Source organism: Candidatus Omnitrophota bacterium, assembly GCA_026387175.1.
Lineage (GTDB): Bacteria > Omnitrophota > Gorgyraeia > 2-01-FULL-45-10 > 2-01-FULL-45-10 > CAIMPC01.
Map to the genome: position 1 here is coordinate 118,385 of JAPLME010000010.1, position 24,246 is coordinate 142,630.

General features: G+C 47.8%; 27 protein-coding genes and 2 tRNA genes. 27 read left to right on the forward strand and 2 right to left on the reverse strand.

Features of this window, described 5'->3' with window-relative positions:
* Positions 1-15 precede the first annotated feature (15 nt).
* Positions 16-792 (forward strand): prolipoprotein diacylglyceryl transferase, encoded by a 777-nt coding sequence (locus NTY76_05740; GenBank protein MCX5678595.1) that lies wholly within the window; start codon positions 16-18, stop codon positions 790-792.
* Positions 789-1,436, forward strand: coding sequence for a hypothetical protein (locus tag NTY76_05745; GenBank protein ID MCX5678596.1), 648 nt, complete (start codon positions 789-791; stop codon positions 1,434-1,436). Before NTY76_05740 ends, NTY76_05745 begins: the two co-directional genes overlap by 4 nt.
* A gap of 136 nt (positions 1,437-1,572) precedes the next feature.
* Here the strand turns inward: NTY76_05745 and NTY76_05750 are convergent, their stop codons facing one another.
* Positions 1,573-1,773: a cold-shock protein gene (locus NTY76_05750; protein MCX5678597.1), complete on the reverse strand. Its 201-nt coding sequence runs from the start codon at positions 1,771-1,773 to the stop codon at positions 1,573-1,575.
* 167 nt (positions 1,774-1,940) lie between these two features.
* Between NTY76_05750 and NTY76_05755 the strand changes: the two genes are divergently transcribed.
* The 22 genes from NTY76_05755 to NTY76_05860 all read left to right on the forward strand — a co-directional run bounded on the left by NTY76_05755 (position 1,941) and on the right by NTY76_05860 (position 21,124).
* Entirely contained in the window at positions 1,941-3,176 is a 1,236-nt protein-coding gene (locus NTY76_05755) for a patatin-like phospholipase family protein (GenBank protein MCX5678598.1), read from the forward strand.
* A 10-nt stretch (positions 3,177-3,186) separates the two neighbouring features.
* On the forward strand, positions 3,187-3,453 hold the full coding sequence (locus tag NTY76_05760) for a hypothetical protein (protein ID MCX5678599.1): 267 nt from the start codon (positions 3,187-3,189) through the stop codon (positions 3,451-3,453).
* A complete protein-coding gene (locus NTY76_05765) occupies positions 3,450-4,667 on the forward strand; it encodes a patatin-like phospholipase family protein (protein MCX5678600.1) in 1,218 nt (405 codons plus the stop codon). Before NTY76_05760 ends, NTY76_05765 begins: the two co-directional genes overlap by 4 nt.
* Before the next feature lie 88 nt (positions 4,668-4,755).
* Complete coding sequence (locus tag NTY76_05770; GenBank protein ID MCX5678601.1) at positions 4,756-5,025, forward strand: hypothetical protein; 270 nt, start codon at positions 4,756-4,758, stop codon at positions 5,023-5,025.
* Positions 5,026-5,101: 76 nt separating this feature from the next.
* The gene (locus tag NTY76_05775; protein ID MCX5678602.1) at positions 5,102-5,395 is read left to right on the forward strand and encodes a metalloregulator ArsR/SmtB family transcription factor; all 294 of its coding nucleotides are present in this window, start codon (positions 5,102-5,104) and stop codon (positions 5,393-5,395) included.
* Between the two features lie 5 nt (positions 5,396-5,400).
* A complete protein-coding gene (locus NTY76_05780) occupies positions 5,401-7,224 on the forward strand; it encodes a proton-conducting transporter membrane subunit (protein ID MCX5678603.1) in 1,824 nt (607 codons plus the stop codon).
* Position 7,225: 1 nt separating this feature from the next.
* Positions 7,226-8,146, forward strand: a complete 921-nt coding sequence (locus NTY76_05785; GenBank protein MCX5678604.1) for an NADH-quinone oxidoreductase subunit H — start codon at positions 7,226-7,228, stop codon at positions 8,144-8,146.
* A gap of 1 nt (position 8,147) precedes the next feature.
* On the forward strand, positions 8,148-8,783 hold the full coding sequence (locus NTY76_05790) for a hypothetical protein (protein MCX5678605.1): 636 nt from the start codon (positions 8,148-8,150) through the stop codon (positions 8,781-8,783).
* Positions 8,784-8,791: 8 nt separating this feature from the next.
* Positions 8,792-10,249 carry a hydrogenase 4 subunit F gene (locus tag NTY76_05795; protein MCX5678606.1) on the forward strand — a complete coding sequence of 486 codons (1,458 nt, stop codon included), beginning with the start codon at positions 8,792-8,794 and terminating at the stop codon, positions 10,247-10,249.
* The gene (locus tag NTY76_05800; protein MCX5678607.1) at positions 10,219-11,796 is read left to right on the forward strand and encodes an NADH-quinone oxidoreductase subunit C; all 1,578 of its coding nucleotides are present in this window, start codon (positions 10,219-10,221) and stop codon (positions 11,794-11,796) included. Before NTY76_05795 ends, NTY76_05800 begins: the two co-directional genes overlap by 31 nt.
* A gap of 22 nt (positions 11,797-11,818) precedes the next feature.
* On the forward strand, positions 11,819-12,328 hold the full coding sequence (locus tag NTY76_05805) for an NADH-quinone oxidoreductase subunit B family protein (GenBank protein ID MCX5678608.1): 510 nt from the start codon (positions 11,819-11,821) through the stop codon (positions 12,326-12,328).
* A 44-nt stretch (positions 12,329-12,372) separates the two neighbouring features.
* Complete coding sequence (locus NTY76_05810; GenBank protein ID MCX5678609.1) at positions 12,373-13,065, forward strand: response regulator transcription factor; 693 nt, start codon at positions 12,373-12,375, stop codon at positions 13,063-13,065.
* Positions 13,066-13,068: 3 nt separating this feature from the next.
* A complete protein-coding gene (locus NTY76_05815) occupies positions 13,069-14,832 on the forward strand; it encodes an ATP-binding protein (GenBank protein ID MCX5678610.1) in 1,764 nt (587 codons plus the stop codon).
* A gap of 107 nt (positions 14,833-14,939) precedes the next feature.
* Entirely contained in the window at positions 14,940-15,596 is a 657-nt protein-coding gene (locus NTY76_05820) for a DUF2490 domain-containing protein (protein ID MCX5678611.1), read from the forward strand.
* 21 nt (positions 15,597-15,617) lie between these two features.
* A complete protein-coding gene (locus NTY76_05825) occupies positions 15,618-16,472 on the forward strand; it encodes a phosphate ABC transporter substrate-binding protein (protein ID MCX5678612.1) in 855 nt (284 codons plus the stop codon).
* Between the two features lie 5 nt (positions 16,473-16,477).
* On the forward strand, positions 16,478-17,341 hold the full coding sequence (gene pstC, locus NTY76_05830; GenBank protein ID MCX5678613.1) for a phosphate ABC transporter permease subunit PstC: 864 nt from the start codon (positions 16,478-16,480) through the stop codon (positions 17,339-17,341).
* A gap of 64 nt (positions 17,342-17,405) precedes the next feature.
* Positions 17,406-18,254 carry a phosphate ABC transporter permease PstA gene (pstA, locus tag NTY76_05835; protein ID MCX5678614.1) on the forward strand — a complete coding sequence of 283 codons (849 nt, stop codon included), beginning with the start codon at positions 17,406-17,408 and terminating at the stop codon, positions 18,252-18,254.
* Entirely contained in the window at positions 18,248-18,994 is a 747-nt protein-coding gene (locus tag NTY76_05840) for a phosphate ABC transporter ATP-binding protein (protein ID MCX5678615.1), read from the forward strand. The genes pstA and NTY76_05840 overlap by 7 nt, the downstream gene beginning before the upstream one ends.
* The gene (gene pstB / locus NTY76_05845) at positions 18,994-19,749 is read left to right on the forward strand and encodes a phosphate ABC transporter ATP-binding protein PstB (protein ID MCX5678616.1); all 756 of its coding nucleotides are present in this window, start codon (positions 18,994-18,996) and stop codon (positions 19,747-19,749) included. The genes NTY76_05840 and pstB overlap by 1 nt, the downstream gene beginning before the upstream one ends.
* Before the next feature lie 14 nt (positions 19,750-19,763).
* Positions 19,764-20,429, forward strand: coding sequence for a phosphate signaling complex protein PhoU (phoU, locus tag NTY76_05850; GenBank protein MCX5678617.1), 666 nt, complete (start codon positions 19,764-19,766; stop codon positions 20,427-20,429).
* The gene (locus tag NTY76_05855; GenBank protein ID MCX5678618.1) at positions 20,430-20,918 is read left to right on the forward strand and encodes a DUF2062 domain-containing protein; all 489 of its coding nucleotides are present in this window, start codon (positions 20,430-20,432) and stop codon (positions 20,916-20,918) included.
* Positions 20,919-20,962: 44 nt separating this feature from the next.
* Positions 20,963-21,124 carry a hypothetical protein gene (locus tag NTY76_05860; GenBank protein MCX5678619.1) on the forward strand — a complete coding sequence of 54 codons (162 nt, stop codon included), beginning with the start codon at positions 20,963-20,965 and terminating at the stop codon, positions 21,122-21,124.
* A gap of 85 nt (positions 21,125-21,209) precedes the next feature.
* Here NTY76_05860 and NTY76_05865 read toward each other — a convergent pair whose 3' ends face one another.
* Positions 21,210-21,410 carry a cold-shock protein gene (locus tag NTY76_05865; GenBank protein ID MCX5678620.1) on the reverse strand — a complete coding sequence of 67 codons (201 nt, stop codon included), beginning with the start codon at positions 21,408-21,410 and terminating at the stop codon, positions 21,210-21,212.
* A gap of 186 nt (positions 21,411-21,596) precedes the next feature.
* Between NTY76_05865 and NTY76_05870 the strand changes: the two genes are divergently transcribed.
* From NTY76_05870 to NTY76_05880, 3 genes are all read left to right on the forward strand, one after another.
* Positions 21,597-21,673: transfer RNA gene (locus NTY76_05870), tRNA-Arg, on the forward strand.
* A gap of 23 nt (positions 21,674-21,696) precedes the next feature.
* Positions 21,697-21,781, forward strand: a tRNA-Leu gene (locus NTY76_05875).
* Between the two features lie 221 nt (positions 21,782-22,002).
* Entirely contained in the window at positions 22,003-24,165 is a 2,163-nt protein-coding gene (locus NTY76_05880; protein ID MCX5678621.1) for a hypothetical protein, read from the forward strand.
* Positions 24,166-24,246 lie beyond the last annotated feature (81 nt).

Consider the following 24,246-nt stretch of genomic DNA (forward strand, 5'->3'; position numbering starts at 1 on the left):
CGGTATAATTACTCCATGCATCCATTCCTATTCCAAGGCACGCCTTACGAGACGCCGAGCTGGGATGTTATTTTATTTGCCGGATTTTTTATCGCCTTGACAATAGCGCTTATTGTAAAACCCAAAGATTTTCCGGTTACGCGCCGCGGTATCATAGCTTTCACCTTCATTACCTTATTTACCGGTTCACTCGGGGCCAAGCTTCTCTATATCTTCCTTCACCGCGAAGAGCTATTCGGCGCTATGCACTTGTCATTCAGTGACGCCTTCCTATCATCCGGATATGCCTTTTTAGGTACCCTTGTCGCTGAGCTCATTACGATGTGGGCATTTACAAAGATCAGATTAAAACCGATCAGTTTTCTTGTCTTTGCGGACTTCTTAATGCCATTTCTTCTGTTACAGCAGGCGTTTACCCGCATTGGCTGTTTTTTAAACGGCTGTTGTTATGGCCCGGTAACAAACCTGCCATGGGGATGCGTTTTTGTGGATGAAACGGTCAAACGTCATCCCACGCAGATATATTTCGCCATAGCCCTCGTGATAATATTCTTTTATACGAGACATCTCTATAAAATGAAGCTGCCCAAAGGCATAGTTTTCTTCACAACGCTCTTTACCTACGGCCTTTTCAGGTGTATACTTGAGTCATGGAGGGTCGATAGTCCTCATATCCTGGGGCCTGTCACGCTCGCGCAGGTCACGACATTTACGCTCGCCGTTATCAGCGGCGCCTGTTTATATGCGATCATGGTACGAAACGGTCTTATAAAATCAAGGAGGAAGGGATGAAGAAATACGCATTCGTTGTAGCGGTGGTATTTATATGCACAAATGCCTATGCGATCGATTTTCCATGGTCCAAGCCGCCCCAGAAAAAAGATGCCGCTGCGGATACGGCTAAGCCGGCAGCTCCGGCAAAAGCGGTTGTTGCTAAGCCGGTTGTTCCTGCGGCTCCTGTAAAAGCAGTTGCTGCCGCGCCGGTTCAGCCGGCAAAGGCCGCTGTTGTGGCTCCCGCAGCCCCGGCGAATGCGACCCAGCCCGCTCCGGTAGTAGCGCCCCAGAAAAAACTCACCAAGGAGGAGATGATAACCCGCATTACTGAGGTGCTGAAGAGTCGTCCGAACCTGGTCTCCGTTGTCCAGGGGCTTGTGGCGACGCCAGGAGAGGACGGCGTTACAATCTATACATATAATGGTAAAAAGTTGGCGGATCTCGATGAGGATACGCTCTTCAAGATCCTCTCCCAAATAAATCAGCAGATTTCGCTGGATAATCTTCAGAAACTAGAACGCCAGCAGAGACAACTCAAGAATCTTCAGCAGATAGACCAAATAAATAAGACTCAGCGTATGCTGCAACAACAGCAGGCGCTTTCAAAGCCCGCGGCGCCTAAGGTCTATACGCCCCCTAAGGTACCCAGGACACACTATTAAAAAGTAATAGTCTCCATCGTAGCCGACATTTAAATGTCGGCTACGACATTGATGGTACACTTCATTAAGAATAGATAATAACTCGAAAAAAAGAAGCCCGGCAGGATATGCCGGGCTTCTTCATCCTAAGTCATTGCTATAGTTTTACTACGTTTGCCGCCTGTTCGCCTTTAGGGCCCTGAGTAACATCGAACTCTACATCCTGGCCTTCTTTTAAAGATTTAAAGCCATCCCCCTGGATAACGCTGTGATGCACGAATACATCCTTACCGTTTTCCGGCGTGATGAAACCGTATCCCTTAGCGTCGTTGAACCATTTTACTTTACCTTTTACCATTATTCACTACCTCCTTCCGGTGGAATTAATAGTAAATAATGGCATTATATGAGGCCCTATTTACTACCGGGCGCATTTTACCATTTTCCTTAGATGCCGGCCAGCACTTTTTTAAAAAACTCTTGATATAATGCCCCTTAAGAGGCTATAATCTGGTTGATAAACATATGATAAAGATATCCCGCATAAAAATACCGCTGGCAATATTATTGATATCGGCATTTATTCTCTCCGGATGCTCGGAAGGAAGGCGTGCCGTTCCTCAGGCCCTTGCCGATAAAGCGGAAGTTCCGGGAATGCCCGGAGTCCGCTCCAATTGTGATTCTACTAACCCTTTAATGGAAAAGAGCCTTCTCGAATCATTTAAATACGAATATCCCACCTATTTCCCGTCAGACGCTGATGGAGTGAAAACATACTCTTCGCTCGCCATATCCGGAGGCGCCGATAATGGCGCTTATGGCGCCGGAGTATTAAAGGGCTGGTCGGAAGCAGGTTCCCGGCCCGTCTTTAAAGTTGTCACGGGGGTCAGCACCGGGGCACTCATTGCCCCCTATGCTTTCTTAGGCAGTGAATACGATAAAGAAGTAGAGACTCTATTTACGAATATATCCACTGATGACATAGTAAAACGTAAAGGCTTCTTAAGCGGGGTCTTCGGAAACTCACTCACAAGCTCGGAACCTCTGGCAAGACTGATATCGGCCTCTGTGAACGATCGTCTATTGAGCGACATTGCCCGTGAATATGGCCGCGGCAGGCGCCTCTTTGTCGGCACGGTGAATCTGGATGCCTGCAAGCTGATCATATGGGATATGGGAGCGATCGCGGTGCTGGCATCGCGCGGAAATCTTCAGGCCAGGGAACTCTTTAAGAAAGTGCTGCTTGCCTCAGCGTCTATACCCGTCACATTTTCCCCGGTACTGATAGACGTGGAAGCGGACGGGAAGATGTATAAGGAGATGCATGTCGACGGCGGCACGCTCTCCCAGGTCTTCTTTATATACGGCCTGGCGCATAACCTGCGGAAAATGGCCGGGAAGGCCGGTGTAGATATCTCCAAGGTAAAGGCGAAACTTTACGTGATCCGTAATGGCAAAGTAACACCCGGATATAAGGAGATGAAGAGCTGGCTGGGCGCGATAGCTGAAAGGTCCATCGATGCCATGACCGGAGCGCAGACTGTAGGCGATATCTACAGGCTATATGCCATCTCCGTGGAAAAGGGCAATGATTTCAACCTCGCGTATATACCGGACAATTATGTTTCGGGCAAGAAGGAATTTTTTGATAAGTACGAAATGCGCCGGCTCTTCGAGCGCGGTTATCAGGACGCCCTTAAAGGGTATTCCTGGCATAAAACCCCTCCGGGATGGGAGAAGACATTGGCCGGGGAAGAATGAAAGGGTGAGGATGATGCGTAAAATATGGGCAATTTTATTAATGATCGCGGGTATGGCCGTTTCGGCGTTTTCGGTAGCCTTGATGAACGATTTTATCATGTTGGCCCGGCCCATCATCTTAATGGGCTCTAAGCTTCGGCCGAATAACACCGTTGTCGAAAGCGCCGTTGCGATGGCCCTTATAATGTTAATTTTTATGGTGGGCTTGGCGCTTATCGTCATAGCCGGTGTAAATATAATAAAATCATTTTATAAACAGGGAGGGAGACCTTCATGAGGCGCATATTGAGATTCAGGCTTTTTGTTTTTCTGTTAATACTTTGCATGTCCGCGGTTATTTCAGGATGCGCCACGACACGCCATCCGGTGCCGCTTAATCTGGTTGATAAGGCCCGTATCGGAAATATGGACGATATACGGGCCGTAGTAGGAGAATCCAATACCAAACTGCAGGAGAATCTGGTGCAATCGGTCAAAGAGGAGCGCCCCGAAGACTTTCCGATAGGGCAGGATGGCATAAAAGTGTATCCCGTCCTTGCCATATCCGGCGGCGGGGCTAATGGCGCATACGGAGCGGGCCTTTTGAAAGGGTGGTCGGCGGAAGGTTCCAGGCCGGTATTTAAGGTGATTACAGGCGTCAGCACGGGAGCGTTAATAGCTCCATACGCGTTCCTTGGCAGTAAATATGATGCCGATCTCGAAAAGCTTTACACGACGATGTCGACCAAAGATGTGATGTCGTCGAAGGGCCCCTTCGGGGCTCTTTTCGGAAATTCGCTGGCCAATAATCGTCCTCTCGACAAAAAGATAGCGGGAATATTAAACCAGGACCTGTTGGATAAGATAGCCACTGAACACAAACATGGCCGCAGGCTATTAGTCGGCACCGTTAATCTTGACGCCCAGCGCTTTGTGATATGGGATATGGGCGCCATCGCCGCCAGAGGCGACGCCGATCTATTTCGCAGGGTGATCATTGCCTCCGCCGCGATACCGGTGGTATTCCCTCCCTCGATCTTTCATGTCAAAGTCGACGGTAAGCCTTACGACGAGATGCACGTTGACGGCGGGACCCTGACGCAGGTCTTCACCACCTACAAGCTTCTCGAGGGCATGCAGGGGGCCGCTAAAAACCTGGGTATCGATCCGTCGAAGGTAAAGGCGAAACTCTACATATTACGTAACGGTTATATGTCGCCAAACTATAAGAAAGTGGAAGACAGCCTCCCGTCGCTTGCCGACAGGTGTTTCGATACGATAATCAATGCACAGGGGATCGGCGACGTATACAGGATATACGTATTTATGAAACAGCGAGGGAGCGATTACAATCTCGCGTTCATACCGCCCGATTTTAAGCAGGAGTCTAAAGAGATGTTCGACCCCCAGGATATGAAGCGGCTCTTCGACAGGGGGTATCAGGACGCCGTCAAAGGATACAACTGGAGCAAGTGCCCGCCCGGGTTGACGGAGAAAGAGCCGGTCCAATAAATATATGGACATAGTTATCGGTTTAGGTTATAATATCGAATATCCGAATATTGAATAATAAGGAAATAAAAAATCTGCGGTTATGTATATGAAAGAAGAGCGTATAGTGGCTGAGACGATAGTGCTGAAGGTAGGCGACGCGATCGGGTATCATAGTAACGATAAAGCGGTGATTGAGAAGATAAGGGTGATATCCACCGGTAAGTTTATCGAACAGGTCAAGTATGACGGTGAGAACGATGATATTGTGCTGACTTTAAGGGACGGTGCGGGCATTTGTAGCCTCTGGCTTAAAGATAATCCTGTACGTATATTGGAAGAGAAAAAAGAGAAGGGCAGAGCACTCCGCAAAAAATAGATCTTTCCCCGGATCGCAATAAATTAAATAGAATAATACTATGGACGACCTGGCTTATAAAATTAAGGCGGATTTTTTGAAAGCGTTAGCGCATCCGTTGCGCCTGACGATTATAGAATTCCTGAAAAGCGGAGAGCAGAAAGTGGGGGTCATCGCGAAGAGGCTAGGTATCCCGCAGTCCAGCCTTTCGCGCCACCTTACGATTTTAAGAGAAGGCGGTGTATTAAAATCGAGACAGGTGGGGACGATAATCTTCTACGATATCGAGAGCCGTGATATATTCAATGTCCTGAGGCCTGTCGCGGAGATGCTGCGCCGGAAATTAAAGAGAACAGAAAAGGTATTGGACAGTTTGGGGAAGGAAAAATAGAAGCTTTGTCCGGAATATTGATATTCGATCCGCTTTCGTTATTCTTTCTTGTGGTGATCTCCATCGTTTCGCTGCCCTCGGCCGTTTACTCGATAGGTTATCTAAGAGGGGAATGCGCCGCCCTGAAGGCCGTCCTGGCATGGTCGCTGCTTTTCTTTTTCGTGATATCGATGGCCCTCGTGGTGACCGCAGGCAACCTCCTTGTCTTCCTTGTCGCCTGGGAGATAATGTCCCTGGTCTCGTACCTTCTCGTAGTATTCGATACAAAGAACAAAGAATCCGTCCGCGCGGGCACCATCTACATAGTGATGACGCACATAGGGACAGCTTTTCTGGTCGCGGCATTCCTGATCATGTATAAGCACGCCAATTCGTTTGATCTCGCCGCTATAAAAAACGCCTGTACGACGATGCCGCTCCAGGAGCGAAATATCGTCTTCCTGCTTCTCTTGATAGGATTCGGCACCAAAGCCGGCATAGTGCCTTTACACATATGGCTTCCGTACGCCCATCCGCAGGCGCCGAGCCATATTTCAAGTATCATGTCAGGCGTGATGATCAAGACCGCGATATATGGAATAATCCGGTTTGTAATATTCATACTTGGCGTTAATTCTTCATGGTGGGGCGTATTAATTCTAATTCTGGCGGTCATCTCCTGTCTTGTAGGTGTCATTTACGCGCTTATGGAGCATGATATTAAAAGGCTTCTCGCGTATCATAGTGTTGAAAATATCGGGATCATTTTATTAGGAGTTGGAATGGCGATGTTTTTCCTCAGTATGAATATGCCGTATTTAGCTGTATTTTCCATGGCCGCCGGATTATATCACTTGATCAATCACGCGATCTTCAAGGGGCTCTTATTTTTGTGCGCCGGTAGCGTATATAAAGCCACAGGGACGCGCGATATCGAAAAATTGGGAGGCCTTATTAAAAATATGCCGCAGACTGCCGCCTGTTTTTTGATCGGAGCGATGGCGATCTCCGCTCTCCCTCCTTTAAACGGCTTTGTGAGCGAATGGCTGACTTTCCAGGCGTTCTTTATGGGTATTTTAACTGCCGTCGGAGGCGCCAAACTCTTCCTGGGTATCTGCGCGGCGATGTTAGCCCTGACAAGCGGTTTGGCGGCTGCCTGTTTCGTTAAAGCGTTCGGCATAACATTTTTGGCGCGTCCGCGGAGCCATTACGCGCAGAACGCGAAAGAGGCCTCTTTCTCTATGAGGGCGGGTATGTTTTTTCTGGCCATCCTGACAGCCGTTTTTGGTCTGGGAGCCTCCTTTATTATAAAATTACTGGCAAAAGTCGCGGGAGCCGCGACCGGCATCAATACGCTCGGCATGAATTTCGCTTTAAACAATTTCGGCACGCTTGACGTTCATCACGGAAAAGGTATCTATCTCTCCACGCCTTTGCTGGCGTTCGTATTGATAGTTTTGGGTATAACGGCTTTTGTCATTTACAGGTTCTTCGGCAGGGGAAAGGCAGTTATCTACAAAACCTGGGACTGCGGTTATTACACCCTGGATTCGCGGAATGAATATACCGCGACGGCCTTTTCTAAGCCTTTCAGGGTCGTCTTCAGTTTCTTTCTTCAGCCTTATCGTAAAACGGTGAAGATAAGAGATTCGTTCTATCACATAAAATCCTTTACATATGAAACGCACACAACGAAGGTTTTTAAAAAATATGTTTATATACCTGTCCTCACCTTGATCTTCAGGTCCGCCAGGTTCATGAGAAAGATCCAGCCGGGCAGCATACATCTCTACCTATCCTATATATTTGTTACGGTATTATTGCTGTTATTTTTTATGCGGAAATTTTAAGATGAGAAAGATATTTATTTTACTGAATCCGGTTTTATTTATTGCGGTATCTCCGCTTATAAGCGGCCTGATCGCCAGGATAAAGAATAATATCAGGATGCGCCAGGGGCAAAGCATTTTTCAGCCGTATTTCAATCTTTCGAAATTATTTTCCAAGGGAGAGGTGGTCTCGGAAACCGCGTCCTGGATATTCAGGACCGCTCCTTTCGTAGTCTTAGCCTCTTCACTTGCGGCGGCTTTATTGATACCCGTATTTATCATGCCTAATCCCATGTGCCGCATGGGGGACTTTCTGGCGCTTATATTCATCTTCGCCCTGGGGCGTTTCTTCCTGGCACTTGCGGCGCTGGATGCCGGAAGCTCTTTCGGCGGCATGGGCTCATCCAGGGAGATGTTCATCTCGAGCCTGGTCGAGCCCGTGGCCTGCCTGGTGGTCCTGTCTATATCGCTGCAGTTCGGCTCGACAAATATTTCGGCGTTCAGCGGCATGCATACCGTTTCCGTCTCTTCCATCGTAGCAGCCGCCAGCCTGTTTCTTGTGGTGATCGCGGAGACCTCGCGCATTCCGGTCGACAATCAGGAGACGCATCTCGAGCTGACCATGATACATGAAGCGATGATTTTGGAGTATTCGGGGAGGTCCCTTGCCTTGATAGAGTTATCGTCCCATATAAAACAGATGATATGGTTTTACCTGATCGCCCAGATCATCTTTCCTATTCCTGCGCCCATGAGCCTCAATTTAATACAGCTTTTTTTCTGGCTATTGTGGTACATGGCCAGAATAAGCATCATCGCCGCCGTAGTGGCCCTCGTGGAAGTCTCGGTGGCGAAGATGCGGCTGTTCAGAGTGGCGGATTTTCTTGGGTTTGCTTTTGTGCTGGCGATCATATCTACGGTATGCGCGATCCTGGGAGTGTGACATGCATGTAATAATATTATTCGGGATTCTGGCTTCGACATATTTAATGGTCATCGCCAAGAGGATGCCGGCTTTAATCCGAAGCTTCCGATACCAATCGGCGTTTCTTTTCCTGATAACTTCGGTTATCGCGTTTAAGGAGGCCCGTATCGATCTCTATATAGTTGCCGCGTTAATTATCAGCCTGAAAGTTTTTATAATACCGCATTTCCTGTTTTTCATTTTAAAAAAGATAAAGCTCAATGAGAATTTGGGATCCTTTATCAATGCCCAGCTTTCGCTTATCTTCGCGCTTATGCTTACTTATTGCTCATGGACGCTTTCTAATGTGCTCGGTTTCAGCTGGAACCATTCGATGGGCGCCGCCATCACAGTAGCGCTTTCCGTAGTATTTATCGGCGCGTTTCTGATGATATCCCGCATGATGGCGCTTACGCAGGTAATAGGGCTTCTTGTTATGGAGAACGGAATTTTTCTTTTAGCTTCATTCATTTCAGGCGGGATGCCGTTTTTCGTGGAGATCGCCATATTTTTTGACGTATTTGTCAGCGTCGTGATCATGGGGCTTTTTGTTTACAGGATCAATAAGCTTTTTACTCATATTGATGTGAGTAAGCTTTCGCGGCTGAGAGGGTAGAGTAGCTTATGCAGATATTTTTTATTCTTGCCATACCGCTTCTGCTCGGATTGGGAGCTGTTATCCTTAAGGATAACAGGAAATTCGGGATAGTTAACTCTTTCGGATACCTGGCGGTACTCGTCGCCTGCGCAATGCTATTGAAGAGAACCATATCGTCCGGGTGCGCGCATACCTATTTCGGATTCATATACCTGGATGCCTTAAGCGCGTTCTTTATATTCGTTACCTCGGTAGTCGCCTTCGCATCGGCCCTGTATTCGGTTGGATATATCAATACAGGCGTAGAGGATGCGGCGATATCGAAGAGGAAAGCCGGAATCTACTACCTTCTCTTTAATCTCTTCTGTTTTTCGATGTTCCTTGTGCCGGCGCTGAATAACCTGGGTATGCTATGGGTCGCTATCGAGATGACCACGCTTATCTCGGCGTTTCTTGTAGGGTTCTACAACACCAAAAAATCCGTAGAAGCCGCCTGGAAGTATATAATCATCTGTTCAGTAGGCATAATATTCGCTCTTTTGGGCACGATCCTATTTTCTTATGCGCTATCGATGTCCGGGGCTCCGAAGAGCCTGAACTGGTCCGATATGGTTATCGCTTCCGGCAGGATGGACAAGAATATCCTGAAGATCGCCTTTATATTCATCCTGGCGGGATACGGCACAAAGGCGGGACTTGCGCCTATGCATACGTGGTTGCCCGACGCGCACAGCCAGGCGGTAGGGCCGATAAGCGCTCTCCTTTCAGGGGTCCTGTTAAAGACGTCGATCTACGCGATCCTGAGATTCGGCGTTATAGTAATCAACGGTGTGGGGTTCCAATATTTCAGTAATTTAATGATTCTCTTGGGTTCTATTTCGCTCATCATATCCTGCGGATTTATCCTGGTGCAGAAAGACTTGAAACGTCTTCTTGCCTATAGCAGTATAGAGCATGTGGGGATAATTTCCATAGGTTTCGGTCTGGGCACCCCTTTGGCTGTAGCGGGAGCGCTGTTTCATATCTTTAATCATGCGGCGGCAAAATCATTGCTCTTTTTCGGCGCTGGAAACATCGTAGGCGCCTATAAAAAACATAACATGAACGATATACAGGGCGTGATAGGGGTATTGCCGTTCACGGGCATAATCACGCTTGCCGGCGTATTTGCCCTTACCGGCTTTCCTCCATTTTCGATATTTGTGAGCGAGATCATGATCATGATCTCGGCTTTCTTGAAAGGGTCATACCCGGTGGCGGGGTTGCTGCTGATGGCCCTGGCGATCATCTTCGCGGGTTTCATATACCATTTCGGAAAGATGCTTTTCGGCCATCCTCCTAAGGATATGGCGCGTCAGGAAGAGCCGATGAGCGGAAAGATCGCTCTTCTATTTTTATTCGTTCTGATATGCGCGGCAGGCATTCTATTGCCGTTTATTAATAAGGATCTGATATGGATTGCGCAGGGATTATTTCAGAGATAAAAAAGATATCGCCTCGATTTTGCGCGCTCTCGAGCGAGCAAAGTTATCCGGACGAGGTCCGCATAAAGACGGCGCCGCGGGATTTCAAGGATGCTTGCCTGGCGCTGCACAAAGCCTTCTCTTCGCCCGTCATGATGCTATACGCCCTCGACGAACGTAAAAGGGAAAATAAGTTTGCCGTAAACTGCGTCTTTTTAAATAGTAAAGACGGCCTGTGGGTCACCGTGAAGATGGATATCCCGAAAGATGATCCGCGTTTCGAATCGTTGGCAAGGGATATCCATTCGGCCAGCCTCTTCGAGCGGGAGATATGGGAGATGTTCGGCATCGAACCGAAAGGCAACCCGGACTTAAGGAGATTGCGCCTGCATGACGAGGTCTGTCCGCAGGGGAATTATCCGTTACGCAAAGATTTCGTAAAGATAGAGGGCGGAAAATTAAACGATTATAAATTCAATAGAGTGGAAGGCGAGGGAGTCTTCGAGGTGCCGGTCGGCCCGGTGCATGCCGGGATCATACCACCGGGGCATTTTCGTTTCAGCGTTGCCGGGGAACCGATCATAAACCTGGAGATCAGGTTAGGGTTCATTCACAGGGGAGTGGAGAAACTTTTTGAGGGAAGATCCTGCCCCGAGGCGGTGCGCATTGCGGCGTCCGTTTCCGGAGACTCAAATTTCGCGCACAGCCTGGCATTTATCAATGCCGCGGAGAAGATCATGGGCCTTACGCTTCCGAGACAGGCCCTCTATTTAAGGGCCATATTCCTGGAGCTCGAGCGGATGTATAACCATGTAAACGATATCGGCGGCATGGCCACCGATGTGGGGTTCAGTTTTCCGGCGGCATTCGCGTCGATCATAAAAGAGGCGATCTTGCAACTAAACGAAAAACTGACCGGCTCCAGATACCTTAAGGGTGTAAATAATATAGGCGGTGTTTCGACGGTCATTGAAAAGAACAAGAAAGATCTGCTTCTGGATACGCTCGAAAAAGTCATGGCGGACTTTAAAGAGCTGGATAAGATGCTGAGCTCGAGCGATTCTTTTATGGATAGGGTCGACTCTGCCGGCGTTTTAAGGAGAAAGACGGCCGAGGACCTGGGCATAGTGGGGCTTCCGGCGCGCGCGTCCGGCATAGCGATCGACTTAAGAGAGCATTTCCCCGGGGTCTATCGCGAAGCGAAGTTCAATATGGCCCTACGCGAGAGAGGGGATGTCCTGGCCCGTTTCAGGATAAGAGTCTCGGAATTCGAAGGATCCGCGCGCTTGATAAAAGAATTTTTGGATAAAATTAATCCGCTCGAAAAGAGCTTTATCGAATCCAAAGGAAAGGCGGGGGAGGCCCTGGGATACGCGGAAGGCTGGCGCGGGCCGGTGTTATATAGCGTTAAGACGGACGCTTCGGGGCTCATCGAGAGATGTAAGATAGTCGATCCGTCTTTTCATAACTGGCAGGGCCTGTCATATGCGGTGCTGGAAAACATAATCCCGGATTTTCCGCTTTGTAATAAGAGCTTTAACCTGTCGTATCCGGGGAACGACCTGTGAAGTTACCAGGACGGGATAAATTATGATGAATGTGCTGAAGAACAGGATGTTAAAGGGCGTGGTGACCAGGCATTTCGACAGGGACCTGAATATTCAGGTGGAATCGATGGGCCTCGAGCTGAAAGAGCTGATACATAAAAAGTTCGGCAGGTCGCTTCATATCCGCGAAGTGGACACGGGCTCATGCGGCGCCTGCGAATCGGAGTTGATCTCCGCAAATAACCCCATTTATGATCTGCAGAGGTTCGGAGTAAGTTTCGTCGCCTCTCCCCGGCATGCCGATGCGCTTCTGGTGATCGGGCCTCTATCAAAAAATATGGTAATTGCGCTTAAGAAGACTTACGAGGCGATGCCTGAGCCGAAATTCGTCATCACTTTAGGAGATTGCGCGCTGGACGGAGGAATTTTTAAAGGCTCATACTATGTAAAAGACGCTGTTAAAGAGATTCTGCCGGTCGTATTGCACATTCCGGGATGTCCTCCGAAGCCCCTGGATATCCTCAATGCCCTACTGGGATTCCTCGGAAGATAAAATCCTTGCCGTCCGTTGTTTTACCGTATATAATTGCGATTAATATGAAAGAGTTGATACTGATCGTAGAAGACGAAAAAGATATAGTCAGGATGCTGGAGTACAATCTTAAGAAAGAAGGATTTAAGACCGCCTCCAGTAATGACGGCAATAAAGCGTTGGACGCCGTGAACAAAGAACGCCCTGACCTTATCTTGCTGGACCTGATGCTTCCGGGAACTGACGGCTTAGAAGTATGCAAAGAACTGAAAAGTAACGTCAATACCAGGTCCATACCTATCATCATGCTTACAGCAAAATCACGGGAATCCGATAAAGTGGTAGGCCTTGAGCTCGGAGCGGATGACTATGTCACCAAGCCATTCAGTCCGCGTGAGCTCGTCGCGCGCATTAAGGCCGTGCTGCGGCGGGGCAAGGGTAAAGAGACCCTGCCCGAGATCTTCAGGACCGGAGAATTGACGGTTGATTTCTCAAAGATCCGGGTGATGCTGAAAGACAGGCCCGTAGAGCTGACCGCCAAAGAGTTCGAGCTGTTAAAGACGCTTGTCAGGTCCGGAGGCAGAGTGCTGTCGCGCGATTACCTGCTGGACTCCATATGGGGCCTCGACCAGTCGTTGGAGATCCAGACCCGCACAGTGGATGTCCACATCAGGACACTGCGTAAAAAGTTGAAGAGCGAGGCAAAACGTATCATCACGGTAAAGAACTACGGCTACAGATTCGAACCCGAGGAGTAGATATTGAGCTTTAAGATAAAGCTGATACTGTCCTATATTATCGTAATATCGGTCTCTTTTATTCTGATAGCTTTCTTTATCGACAAAAATCTGGAAGCCAGATCGCTCAGCGGCATTAAATCGTCTCTTATCAATCAGGCCAACCTGATCGTCGATCAGATCCTCCTCGAGAACCTTAGAAAAGAAGATGGCCCCGATCTTCAAAATCTCATCGTTGAACTAAGCCGGAAAGCCGAAGCTCGTCTGACAGTTATCGATACCAACGGTAAAGTCCTTGCCGACTCAGGGAAGGATCGTGAAGGCGTGCTCCATATGGAAAACCATATGAGCCGTCCCGAAGTCAGGGAGGCCTTAAGCGGTAATATAGGTATGGATACGCATTATTCGAAAACACTGAAGATGGATATGCTGTATATCGCTTTTCCCCTAAAAGATAAAAACGATATAGCAGGGGCGATACGGCTGGCGCTCTCCCTTGAAAGTATCGATATGACGCTGTTTGCGATCAGGAAAGTTATTGTAACCGGGTTCTTATTCGCTTTAATATTTTCGATAGTTCTCGGGTTGTTGGTGGCAGCCCATATTATCAGGCCGATCAATGACATGATCCGTATCTCCCGTAAATACTCCGAGGGAGACTTTAGCCGCAGAGTGATCTATATCTCCAGGGATGAACTCGGACAGCTTGCGAATACTTTGAACAAGATGGCCCAGGACATAGAGGACAAGATGCGCCAGATAGGGACCCAGAACCAGAGGCTTTCGGCGATATTCAATAGCATGGTAGAAGGGGTGGTCGTAGTGGATAAGTCCGGACATATTATATCGATCAACCCCGCCATAGAGAAGATATTTGGCATTACGAGAGAGAAGGTAGAAGGCGCTCTTTTCCTGGAAGCCATCCGTAATAATGAGATGTGGGAGATTGTGAGCGGTGTGTTAAAAACAGGCAGGGCTGTGTCAAAAGAGGCGAGCATCGTCTACCCTGTAAATAAGGTATTCCGAGCGAATGCCGCCCCTATCTTCGATGCGCTCGGTGTGGCGGGGTGCCTGATCGTTACGCATGATATAACCGAGATGAAGAGGATGGAGACGGTGCGCAGCGACTTTGTCGCGAACGTCTCGCATGAGCTGAAGACGCCTCTTACGTCCATCAAAGGGTTTGTAGAGACGCTCCTCGACGGCGCTTTGGATGATAGAGAGAATGCCCGTAGTTTCCTTAAGATAATCCAGGAGCATGCTCTGCGGCTCGAAGGCCTCGTAGACGATCTTCTTTCCCTGGCACATCTCGAGTCGGAAGGGGCTGCGCCGGAGAAGAAAGATATTCAGCTGAAGAAGCAGACGGACCAGATAATATTCGGATTTGCCGCCCAGGCTAAGAGGAAGGATATAAAGATAGAGAATGATTTGCCGCCCGGGCTAGTGGTCAATGCCGACAGGAAGATGATAGATCAGGTCCTGACCAACCTCATCGATAACGCGATAAAATTCAATAAAGAGAAGGGGGCTATCAGATTATTCAGCCGGGATACGTCAGGAGGTATAAAGATCATTATAGAGGATTCGGGAATGGGTATACCGGAAAAAGATATTGCTCGGGTATTTGAGCGGTTTTATCGCGTAGATAAGGCGCGCTCGCGCCAGTTGGGCGGAACAGGGCTGGGCCTGTCGATAGTTAAACATATAGTGGAATTGCACGGCGGCGCCGTCGGAGTGGATAGTATCGAAGGCCTCGGCTCAAAATTCTGGTTTACGCTTCCGAAATGAACCTTTAGCGCATCATAAAAGCTTTACTTACATTTTACTTTCCCTTGAAGCGGATTTAACATCCATGTTGTATACTTCTTTTCGAAAACAAAAGAAAGGAAGAGAGTATGAAGAAGTTTAAGTTTTTAGCGGCAGCTCTTATGCTGTTCGTCGCAAGCCGCGCCTACGCTTATAAGGACGGCGATTTTCAGATATGGCACAACGAGGCCCAGGACGTAAATCTGAAGCAGGGGACAAAGTTAATTTTCGAAGAAGAGTTCCGCTACGGTAAGAACGCGAGCGAACTCTATTATCAGCATTACGATGCCGGTCTGGCATATGATTTCAATAAGTACCTGACCACGAGCATCGGTTATCGTCAGGTGTATGAAGGAGAGAAGGGGAAGTTCAAGCCGGAGTACCAGCCGAACTTATGCATTACCCCAAAATACGAGCTTTACGGATTCAAAATTGAAGATAGAAATCGCTTTGAGTTTAAACTGTACTATGATTACAGGGAAGATATTATCGAGTATAGAAACAAACTGGCCGTAAAAGCTCCGTGGAAATTTACGCCGCTCGGGATCCAGCCGTATGTTTCCGACGAAATATTTGTCCCCCTGAATGACATCAAATTTCGCAGGAACAGGTTTGCCGCCGGAGTCTCGATGGACTTAATAAAGAACGTAAGAGGGGATATTTACTACATGCTGCAGAGTACCAAGAAGTCAGGACTCTGGACAGACGCCAATATACTCGGTTTTAATATTAAAGCGACATTCTGATTATCAATAAGAGGAGATAACATGTTCAAAAGAATGATTACGATATTAACGGTCTTTATATTTGTGTCTTCTGCCTTTGCCGCGTCGAATAAAAATTCGATACAGATAAAAGGATCGGATACGATGGTAAATCTCGGCCAGGCATGGGCGGAAAAGTATATGGAGAAGAACCCCGGCGACTTCGTGGCGGTTACCGGAGGAGGCTCAGGCACTGGGCTTTCGAGCCTTATAAGCGGCACATGCGATATAGCCATGAGTTCCAGGAACATTAAGGAGAAAGAGGTCGCGATAGCGCAAAAAAAAGGGATAAATCCCACTGAGATAAAAGTCGCGTTAGACGGCCTCGCGGTCGTGGTAAACCCGTCTAACACGGTTAACAAGCTTACGCTGGACCAGCTTGCCGGAGTATTCAGCGGAAGGATAACTAATTGGAAAGAGCTTGGCGGCAGAGATAAGAAGATAGTCGTGCTCTCGCGTGAAGTGAATTCCGGGACACATGTCTACTTCAAAGAGCATGTATTAAGGAAGAACGATCCTGAATCAAAAGAAGAATTCTCATCCAGCGCTCTGATGCTTTCGTCTTCACAAGCGATAGCCGATGAGGTTGCAGGTAACCCCGATGCTATAGGGTATTATGGTATGGGGTATATATCTAAGAAGCAGGTGCCGGTAGCTATTGCCAAAGACGCAGGTGGGGAATATGTCGAGCCTGTAATAGAAAATGTCCTGAACGGAAAATATCCCATATCGAGGCCGCTATTCCTCTACACTAATGGGGTTCCCAGTGGGCTCGTTAAAAAATTTGTAGATTATTCGCTTTCCGCGGAAGGCCAGGCGATCGTCCTTGCCACCGATTTTGTGCCTGTCAAAAAATAATGGCTATGCGTAAAACCAAAGAATTCATTATCGAGAAACTTATCCTCGTCTGCGGGCTGGCCTCGATATTCTTTGTCGTATTGATATTTCTCTTCCTCTTAAAAGAAGGCCTCGCGTTATTTAATATCGTGGGGCCTTTGAAATTTCTGTTCGGCAAGAGCTGGTATCCCATCTCGGAACCTCCCCAGCTCGGGATATTGCCCCTCATACTTGGATCTCTCCTCGTAACTTTCGGTGCCGCTATTATCTCTATTCCTATAGGAATAGGCTGTGCTATCTATATTGCTGAGATCGCGCCCTTGAAGATCAAAGAGGTGCTTAAGGCGGGAATAGAATTGTTAGCCGCTATACCGAGTGTCGTCCTGGGGTTCATAGGCATCGTGACGCTTGTTCCTCTGGTAAAGAATGTTTTCCATTTACCGACCGGACTTACCGCTTTATCGGGCTCAATTATGCTTGCCTTTATGGCGATGCCGACGATCGTTTCGATAGCCGAAGACGCGTTATATTCTGTACCCAAAAATTATAAAGAAGGCGCTTTTGCCCTCGGAGCGACACATTGGCAGACCATATGGCGGGTGATGCTTCCGGCGGCGTCGAGCGGCATAGTCGCGGCCGTCATGCTGGGCATCGGCAGGGTGATAGGGGAGACCATGGCCGTCATGATGATCACGGGCAATGCCGCGGTGATCCCAAATAGTATCCTGGCTCCCGTTAGGACCCTTACAGCCACGATCGCGGCTGAGATGGGTGAGGCGGTGGTAGGAAGCGAACATTACTTTGCGCTATTTGCTATCGGCATAGTGCTATTTGTTATCAGCTTCGCGATCAATGCGACCGCGGATCTATTTTTACATAAACGGCAATAGCCACAATATTATGTAGGGGAGGTTTAAACCTCCCCTACATCCGGAAGATAATAAAGGTTACAGAATGAGAAACCCTCACAGAACACAGAAGATAGCTTTTTCCCTGCTATTCCTGGCGACGCTTTTAATAGTGGTGCCCGTCGGCATTATAGTGGTTATCATTATCCAGAAGGGCCTGCCTGCTATGAGCTGGCAGTTCCTCACCGACATACCGCGGCAGGGCATGCGCGCGGGCGGAATATTTCCTGCTATAGTCGGCACACTCTATTTAGTCACCGGCGCCATTCTCTTTGCTCTACCGATAGGGCTTCTGGCGGCCGTATATTTAAGCGAATACTCGAAGGATAATATTCTCAACCGGCTCATAAGGCTGGCCATCGTTAACCTGGCCGGCGTGCCATCGGTAGTATACGGGCTATTCGGTCTTGCGCTCTTCGTCGTATTCTTCAAATTCGGAGCATCGATCCTTTCGGGTTCGCTAACATTGGGCATAATGATATTACCTATTATAATCACCACTTCCCGCGAGGCGCTGGAGAGCGTTCCTCAGTCTTTCAGGGAAGTGAGCCTTTCTCTGGGCGTGAGCAAGTGGCAGACCATCAGGCACATAGTCCTGCCGAATGCTATTCCGGGCATATTGACGGGCACTATACTCGGCCTGGGAAGGGCCGCGGGCGAGACGGCGCCCATCCTGTTCACAGTAGCGGCGTTCTATCTCCCTCAGCTTCCGGACTCGATATTTGACCAGGCGATGGCTCTGCCTTATCATCTCTACGTCATATCGACGCAGGTGCCAAATGTGGACGAGAAGATAAGGTACGGGACAGCGCTCGTCCTTTTAGCGATGGTTCTCTTCATGAACCTGATAGCTATTATCATACGTTACCGCTTCAGAAAGTTGAAGAAATGGTAAAGTTCAATATAAAAGATCTTAATATATGGTTCGGTTCCGCCCATGTCTTGCGGCAGGTGACGATGGAGATCCGGTCCAATGAGATCCTGAGCATCATAGGGCCTTCCAATAGCGGTAAGACCACATTCTTAAGGACGCTGAACCGTCTCAGCGACATGGAGTCCGATTTTAAGCGCGGCGGTGAAATAATATTCGAAGGCAAAGATATAAAGAAGATGGACGCAGGTCTGGTGAGGCGAAAGGTGGGCATGGTATTCGCGCTGCCGCTGGCGCTCCCATTATCTATATTCGAAAATGTCGCTTATGGGATGAGGATGCATGGAATAAATAATAAAAAAGAATTGCTGGAAAGGGCGGAGAAGGCGCTGGCGGAAGCGTATCTCTGGGAAGAGGTGAGGGAGAGGCTCGATGAGTCGGCCTTTAAATTATCGGGCGGCCAGCAGCAGCGCCTGTGTATCGCCAGGACGCTTGCCGTCGAGCCGGAGGTCATATTGTTCGATGAACCATGCTCGGGTCTCGATCCCATATCCACCGCCAAGGTAGAGGATGCTATGGTTAAGCTCAAAGAGCGTTACACGATAGTGCTCGTGACCAATAATGTCAAACAGGCGGCGAGGGTGGGGGACAGGACGGCATTCTTCTTAAGCGGTGAACTTATAGAGCTTGATACGACAGACAGGATCTTTACCGTACCGAGAGATAAGCGCACGGACGACTATATCAGAGGGAAATTCGGTTAATGGCAAAGATAACGACAAACAAACTGAACCTGTGGTATGGGTCTTTCCACGCCCTGAAGGATATCGCCTCCTCGTTCGACGAGAAGAAGATTACCGCGATAATCGGCCCGTCCGGATGCGGCAAGTCCACGCTCCTAAGGGTTTTCAACAGGATGAACGATTTGATCGAGGGCGTTCGCGTATCAGGTGAAGTATCGATAGACAATGAAAATATAATAAGCCCCGGCACCGACCTCGTGCAATTGCGCAAAAAGGTAGGAATGGTCTTTCAGCGTCCGAACCCGTTTCCGCTATCGGTGTATGAGAATATAGCGTTCGGCGAAAAGATCCATGCCGAGCGCGTCAAGCGCGACGAGCTGGATGAGATCGTGGAGACGAGTTTGAAGAGTGTGCTGTTATGGAATGAATTAAAGGATAAACTTGGATATCCGGCGCTCGGATTATCGCTGGAGCAGAAGCAGAGGCTCTGCATCGCCAGGCTCATAGCTGTCAAACCGGACGTGCTCTTAATGGATGAGCCATGCTCTACGCTCGATCCGCAGGCGACCGCCAGAGTAGAAGAGTTGATGCGCGAGCTGAAAACAAGGTATACTATTATAATAGTCACGCATAACATGCAGCAGGCGGCGCGCGTTTCCGATGATACCGGTTTCATGCTGCTGGGAGAGCTGATTGAATTCGGGAGGACGGAAGACATATTTACGGCGCCTAAGGACAAGCGCACGGAAGATTATATAACGGGACGATATGGATAAGGATAGGAGGGTGTATGGAAAGGCATTTTGATCAGGAATTGAAAGAGCTGAAGCAGGAGCTGCTAAAGATGGGCTCTTTCGCGGAGGGAGCCATCTATAAATCGGTCGAAGCCTTGAAAAACAGGGATAAGTCTCTGGCCAGGGGCGTTATAGACAATGACAGGATAGTCGATGAGTTGGAGCTGGCTATAGACGAAAAGTGCATCGACCTGATAGCCCGGTATCAGCCGATGGCCAAGGACCTGCGCTTTATCACCACAGGGATGAAGATAAACTCCGAGCTGGAAAGGATAGCCGACATAGCCGTGGATATAGCGCAGCGTACGCTGGAGATCGTCGACAAGCCGCTCCTAAAACCTTTGATCGATATACCCAAACTCGCGGCAATAGCCCAAAATATGGTCAAGACAGCTATAGATTCATTCGTAAAGAGCGATATCGAATTGGCCAGGCAGGTCCTTCTCTCCGATCCCGAAGCGGATCGGCTCCGTAACGAGATACAGAAGGAGCTGGTTGAGGGATATCTGTCAAAAGACGGCTCCACGGCTCCGAGGGCGGTACAGCTTCTATTGATAGCGCGCTTCCTGGAGAGGATATGCGACCATACGACCAATATCGCCGAGGATGTGATATATCTGGTCCAGGCTGAAGTGATGAGGCACCATCCGGAGAAATTATAGATGGTAAATAAGCCGGTGATGATCGTGATATCGAGGTTCTTAAAGGCCGTATATCTCAAGATATTCAGGATAAATGACACTCCGCAAAAGATAGCGTTGGGCCTGGGGTTGGGCGTATTTATGGGGGTCCTTCCGGGCACCGGCCCGATCGCGGCGCTGGCTCTCGCTCTTCTATTCAGGGTAAACCGCGCTAGCGCTCTATTAGGAAGCATACTCACCAATACCTGGCTGAGCATACCCGTATTCCTGTTATCCCTGCGAACCGGCGCTGTTATCACCGGCGTAAGCTATCAGGCGCTTAAGAATGACTGGTCCCTCCTGATAAAAGATTTTCACTGGGCAACTCTCCTGGACCTGGGGGTGTATAAAATTTTAATGCCCATCCTTGCCGGATATGCGCTGATCTCCCTATCTATAGGAATAATCGCTTACGCCCTGACGCTTATTGTAGTAGTATACGGCAGGCGTAAAAAGATCAAAATCATTTAAATATTATGTATCTTATTGCGGTAAAGCGTGATACAATGTTTAATATGAAAACGATCAGAACTTCATCCAGGAGAAGGAAATGCAGGGTCCGTCAGTGCGAACAGATATTGAGCATTTATAATCATGAGGTCTATTGCCATGCCCATCTGAAGGGCATGAGCTTTCAGACCGCCCTTTCGCACCCCGTCGTCTGCAGCAGTAAATAAGAATAGAAATAGAAATTAATATAAAAAAACAGAGCAGGTTTACGCCTGCTCTGTTTTTCTGTTTTTTGCCGCTATATTACAGCAATTACAGCTTTGTTACGTTCGTGGCTTGTTTGCCTTTTGGTCCCTGAGTTATTTCGAACTCGACTTCCTGACCTTCGGCTAACGTCTTAAAGCCCTCACCCTGAATTGCGCTGTGATGTACGAATACATCCTTGCCATTCTCGGGAGTGATAAAGCCGTAACCTTTTGCGTCGTTGAACCACTTCACTTTCCCTTTTACCATTGCTAACTACCTCCTTCCGTTCAAATTGAGGTAAATGTCAGATATTAATAAAAAAACCGCGAGGTTAGTAGTGCATCCTCCCGGTGTAAGATACCTGAATAACCATTTACCACGTGTGTAAAGATACCATTATTATGTAGTATTGTCAAGAATTATTTTATATAATATACGAAATCCGATTTTCGCGTGCCTGTAGCTCAACTGGATAGAGTAGCGGGCTTCGAACCCGTTGGTTGCAGGTTCAAGTCCTGCCAGGCACGCCATATTAGATATAGAAAATTTGCAGGCGGACGTGGCGGAATTGGCAGACGCGCACGGCTTAGGACCGTGTGCCTTCGGGCTTGAGAGTTCAACTCTCTCCGTCCGCACCATTTAGATTTAACAGATTCGCTATCAGAAATGTCTGCACTTGCCAGCCCTGTTAGCATATAAAAAAGTTTATCATGTATGTTTGACATCACTTCTTTTTTCATGTATACTTATATGTAGGTAGAAGAGATTCTATAGATACTGTCTGGAATTCAGGTATTTTCAGGCAGATATTTTTTCGGTTGTTATATTATAGTTTTAAAAAGTATAAGGGGATAATAAAATGAAAAAGCTAATAGCGATCTTGATATGCCTTGCAATTGTGGTGTTGGTAGGAATGCCGGCTTTTGCCGCGAACAGTAGTGACATTGTGAAGAAACAGCAAACGTCGATTGTGAAGGTAGCGCCGGATATAAAATTGCAGGGTGCTAAAATTGGAGTTAAAGGTGCTATCATCACACCGATCAAGAGTATCGATCCTTACGCTGTGGCAACACAGTATCTTGCCAGTATGGTAAATCCCGATTCATACAAACTTGTAGGCACAAAACCTATGGGTACAGATACTATCATGTATGTATTCAAAATCCCGAATGGTTCCGTAATTAATGTGTATGTAAATAAACTTACGTTTAAAGCATCAATAGATCAACGTATACAGGATGCATTGACCGCTGCCCGGGCGAACGCTGCACTCCATACGGGCGTGGAAATAGGAACGGTCCATGTAAATGGGATAGAAGATGTTTCCAATAATCTCGCAGGTATCGCATACCGTATATCATTAAGGGTTAATAATTTTGACATAGCATTTATGTACTCACAGAAATCCCTTACCACGCATATGCAGCCCTTATCCATTGTGGATCGGACTACCGGTGTCGATGTTCTCAAGAAGGCCGTTGATTACCTATCGGGATTCTTGAATCCAAGTGATTTTCCGATAGCTAGCTGGGCAGTTTCTACTAGCGGCAACATATCTTTCAAATTCGCGCTCAATCGGGAACAGTTTTATAAACCGGACTATATAATACTGGTAACGGTTAATTCGGTTACCGGTGTTGTTAGCACAACGTTCCCAAAACTCAAGGAATGGGTTATGTCCGCAAACGAAATGATGAAAGAATATTTTAACGCTGAGACAGTGCATATTGTCGATATGATTAACGTTGATGGCATTGCGGCGGATGGAGCGCCTCTTTTTTATATTGGCTACTCAATTATGGGAAAAGAGATCGGCTTCCATGTTAACCGGGATACCGGTGTAGCATACTTTGGAACGATGGGCGACTGGCGCTGCGCCACCATTGTCCTCGAAACAAGACAGAACGTAGCGTCGCACATGGGCTTGGATGATATAGGAAAAGTGTATACAAATGATTTCGCGATCCTGTATGCCGCCTCCTATGAAGTCGTGATGAGCTTGACGTTCAGGGTCGATAATTACACGATTAAAATGCAATATGATTATCACTATGCCGGGCTGCCGGGCTGGCAAGGTATCTCCTTGAGGTCCTTCATTGATAATAACACGGGAAGAGATTATGTGGAAAAGGCTAGAGAGCAATTAGGCAATCTGTTTAATATAAAGTGGGGCGATTCATCCAAATTTATGGTAAAAGACTGGATTATAAAGGATGGCGAGCTTCAACTTAATATTTTTGACAGCACGATCAGCAGCGATATTATTATGTCAGTAACCGTTAACTTAAGCACAGGGTATATTGCGATTGATCGGACTATGGTTGATTTAGTGATGGCGGTGCGTAACGATGTATCTAAGAAGCTAAGTACGGATATCGCGGACGTGCACATAAACTTCATACAATATAAATATGAAGGCAAGGCTGGCGGGTGGAACACAAACATATATTGCTTTAATATTAGCACGTCGCAGTTTACCCTTAAATATGAATACAACAGAGAAACCAGCGTTACAAAGCTGGCTTCCTGCAAAAACAACGCTAACGGTATAGACCTGTATGCTAATGCCGTCAATTATTTGCATCAAAACTACGGCGAAGATCCGAATCTTACAAATTGGAACATCGAGAAGAATGGTGCAAGTGTACTTTTCGACTTCAAGTTGGCCAACGGCGAAACAATAAAAATAAGGGTTGTCATAGGAACTGGTGAACCCCAGCTTATACGTTCTCCCGGACCTTATCTTAACCAGGATAAGCTGACTATTAATTCGCCGCTGAGTACGAAGAATCCTGATTCGCCTCAAAGCCCATCGGCGCCAATCGGGCCCTACCTCAATTCGTCTCCCGGGCCGACCGCATCAGCTCCGACTGTAACGCTTCAACCGAATAATACAGAAATTAGCCAGCAGAAAACTTTAGAAACTCAAATTGAGCTAAAAGGGAATGGGGAGAATTACACAGTCTCCGGGCAGATGGCAAGTGCGCCGAAGGGAGCTATTCCAGTTCAGAAAAAGCAGTAAACCCTCCGCGATCGCAAGACAAAAGGGCTCGCTAAATATAGCGAGCCCTTTTACTTGCTTTTGATTACCTATTTTGATATA

Excerpts from the sequence above, each read along its gene's own strand:
- NTY76_05740 (MCX5678595.1), top strand. The coding sequence starts at position 16 with ATGCATCCATTCCTATTCCAAGGCACGCCTTACGAGACGCCGAGCTGG.
- NTY76_05745 (MCX5678596.1), top strand. The coding sequence starts at position 789 with ATGAAGAAATACGCATTCGTTGTAGCGGTGGTATTTATATGCACAAAT.
- NTY76_05750 (MCX5678597.1), bottom strand. The coding sequence starts at position 1,773 with ATGGTAAAAGGTAAAGTAAAATGGTTCAACGACGCTAAGGGATACGGT.
- NTY76_05755 (MCX5678598.1), top strand. The coding sequence starts at position 1,941 with ATGATAAAGATATCCCGCATAAAAATACCGCTGGCAATATTATTGATA.
- NTY76_05760 (MCX5678599.1), top strand. The coding sequence starts at position 3,187 with ATGATGCGTAAAATATGGGCAATTTTATTAATGATCGCGGGTATGGCC.
- NTY76_05765 (MCX5678600.1), top strand. The coding sequence starts at position 3,450 with ATGAGGCGCATATTGAGATTCAGGCTTTTTGTTTTTCTGTTAATACTT.
- NTY76_05770 (MCX5678601.1), top strand. The coding sequence starts at position 4,756 with ATGAAAGAAGAGCGTATAGTGGCTGAGACGATAGTGCTGAAGGTAGGC.
- NTY76_05785 (MCX5678604.1), top strand. The coding sequence starts at position 7,226 with ATGAGAAAGATATTTATTTTACTGAATCCGGTTTTATTTATTGCGGTA.
- NTY76_05790 (MCX5678605.1), top strand. The coding sequence starts at position 8,148 with ATGCATGTAATAATATTATTCGGGATTCTGGCTTCGACATATTTAATG.
- NTY76_05795 (MCX5678606.1), top strand. The coding sequence starts at position 8,792 with ATGCAGATATTTTTTATTCTTGCCATACCGCTTCTGCTCGGATTGGGA.
- NTY76_05800 (MCX5678607.1), top strand. The coding sequence starts at position 10,219 with ATGGATTGCGCAGGGATTATTTCAGAGATAAAAAAGATATCGCCTCGA.
- NTY76_05805 (MCX5678608.1), top strand. The coding sequence starts at position 11,819 with ATGATGAATGTGCTGAAGAACAGGATGTTAAAGGGCGTGGTGACCAGG.
- NTY76_05810 (MCX5678609.1), top strand. The coding sequence starts at position 12,373 with ATGAAAGAGTTGATACTGATCGTAGAAGACGAAAAAGATATAGTCAGG.
- NTY76_05820 (MCX5678611.1), top strand. The coding sequence starts at position 14,940 with ATGAAGAAGTTTAAGTTTTTAGCGGCAGCTCTTATGCTGTTCGTCGCA.
- NTY76_05825 (MCX5678612.1), top strand. The coding sequence starts at position 15,618 with ATGTTCAAAAGAATGATTACGATATTAACGGTCTTTATATTTGTGTCT.
- pstC (MCX5678613.1), top strand. The coding sequence starts at position 16,478 with ATGCGTAAAACCAAAGAATTCATTATCGAGAAACTTATCCTCGTCTGC.
- pstA (MCX5678614.1), top strand. The coding sequence starts at position 17,406 with ATGAGAAACCCTCACAGAACACAGAAGATAGCTTTTTCCCTGCTATTC.
- NTY76_05840 (MCX5678615.1), top strand. The coding sequence starts at position 18,248 with ATGGTAAAGTTCAATATAAAAGATCTTAATATATGGTTCGGTTCCGCC.
- pstB (MCX5678616.1), top strand. The coding sequence starts at position 18,994 with ATGGCAAAGATAACGACAAACAAACTGAACCTGTGGTATGGGTCTTTC.
- phoU (MCX5678617.1), top strand. The coding sequence starts at position 19,764 with ATGGAAAGGCATTTTGATCAGGAATTGAAAGAGCTGAAGCAGGAGCTG.
- NTY76_05855 (MCX5678618.1), top strand. The coding sequence starts at position 20,430 with ATGGTAAATAAGCCGGTGATGATCGTGATATCGAGGTTCTTAAAGGCC.
- NTY76_05860 (MCX5678619.1), top strand. The coding sequence starts at position 20,963 with ATGAAAACGATCAGAACTTCATCCAGGAGAAGGAAATGCAGGGTCCGT.
- NTY76_05865 (MCX5678620.1), bottom strand. The coding sequence starts at position 21,410 with ATGGTAAAAGGGAAAGTGAAGTGGTTCAACGACGCAAAAGGTTACGGC.
- NTY76_05880 (MCX5678621.1), top strand. The coding sequence starts at position 22,003 with ATGAAAAAGCTAATAGCGATCTTGATATGCCTTGCAATTGTGGTGTTG.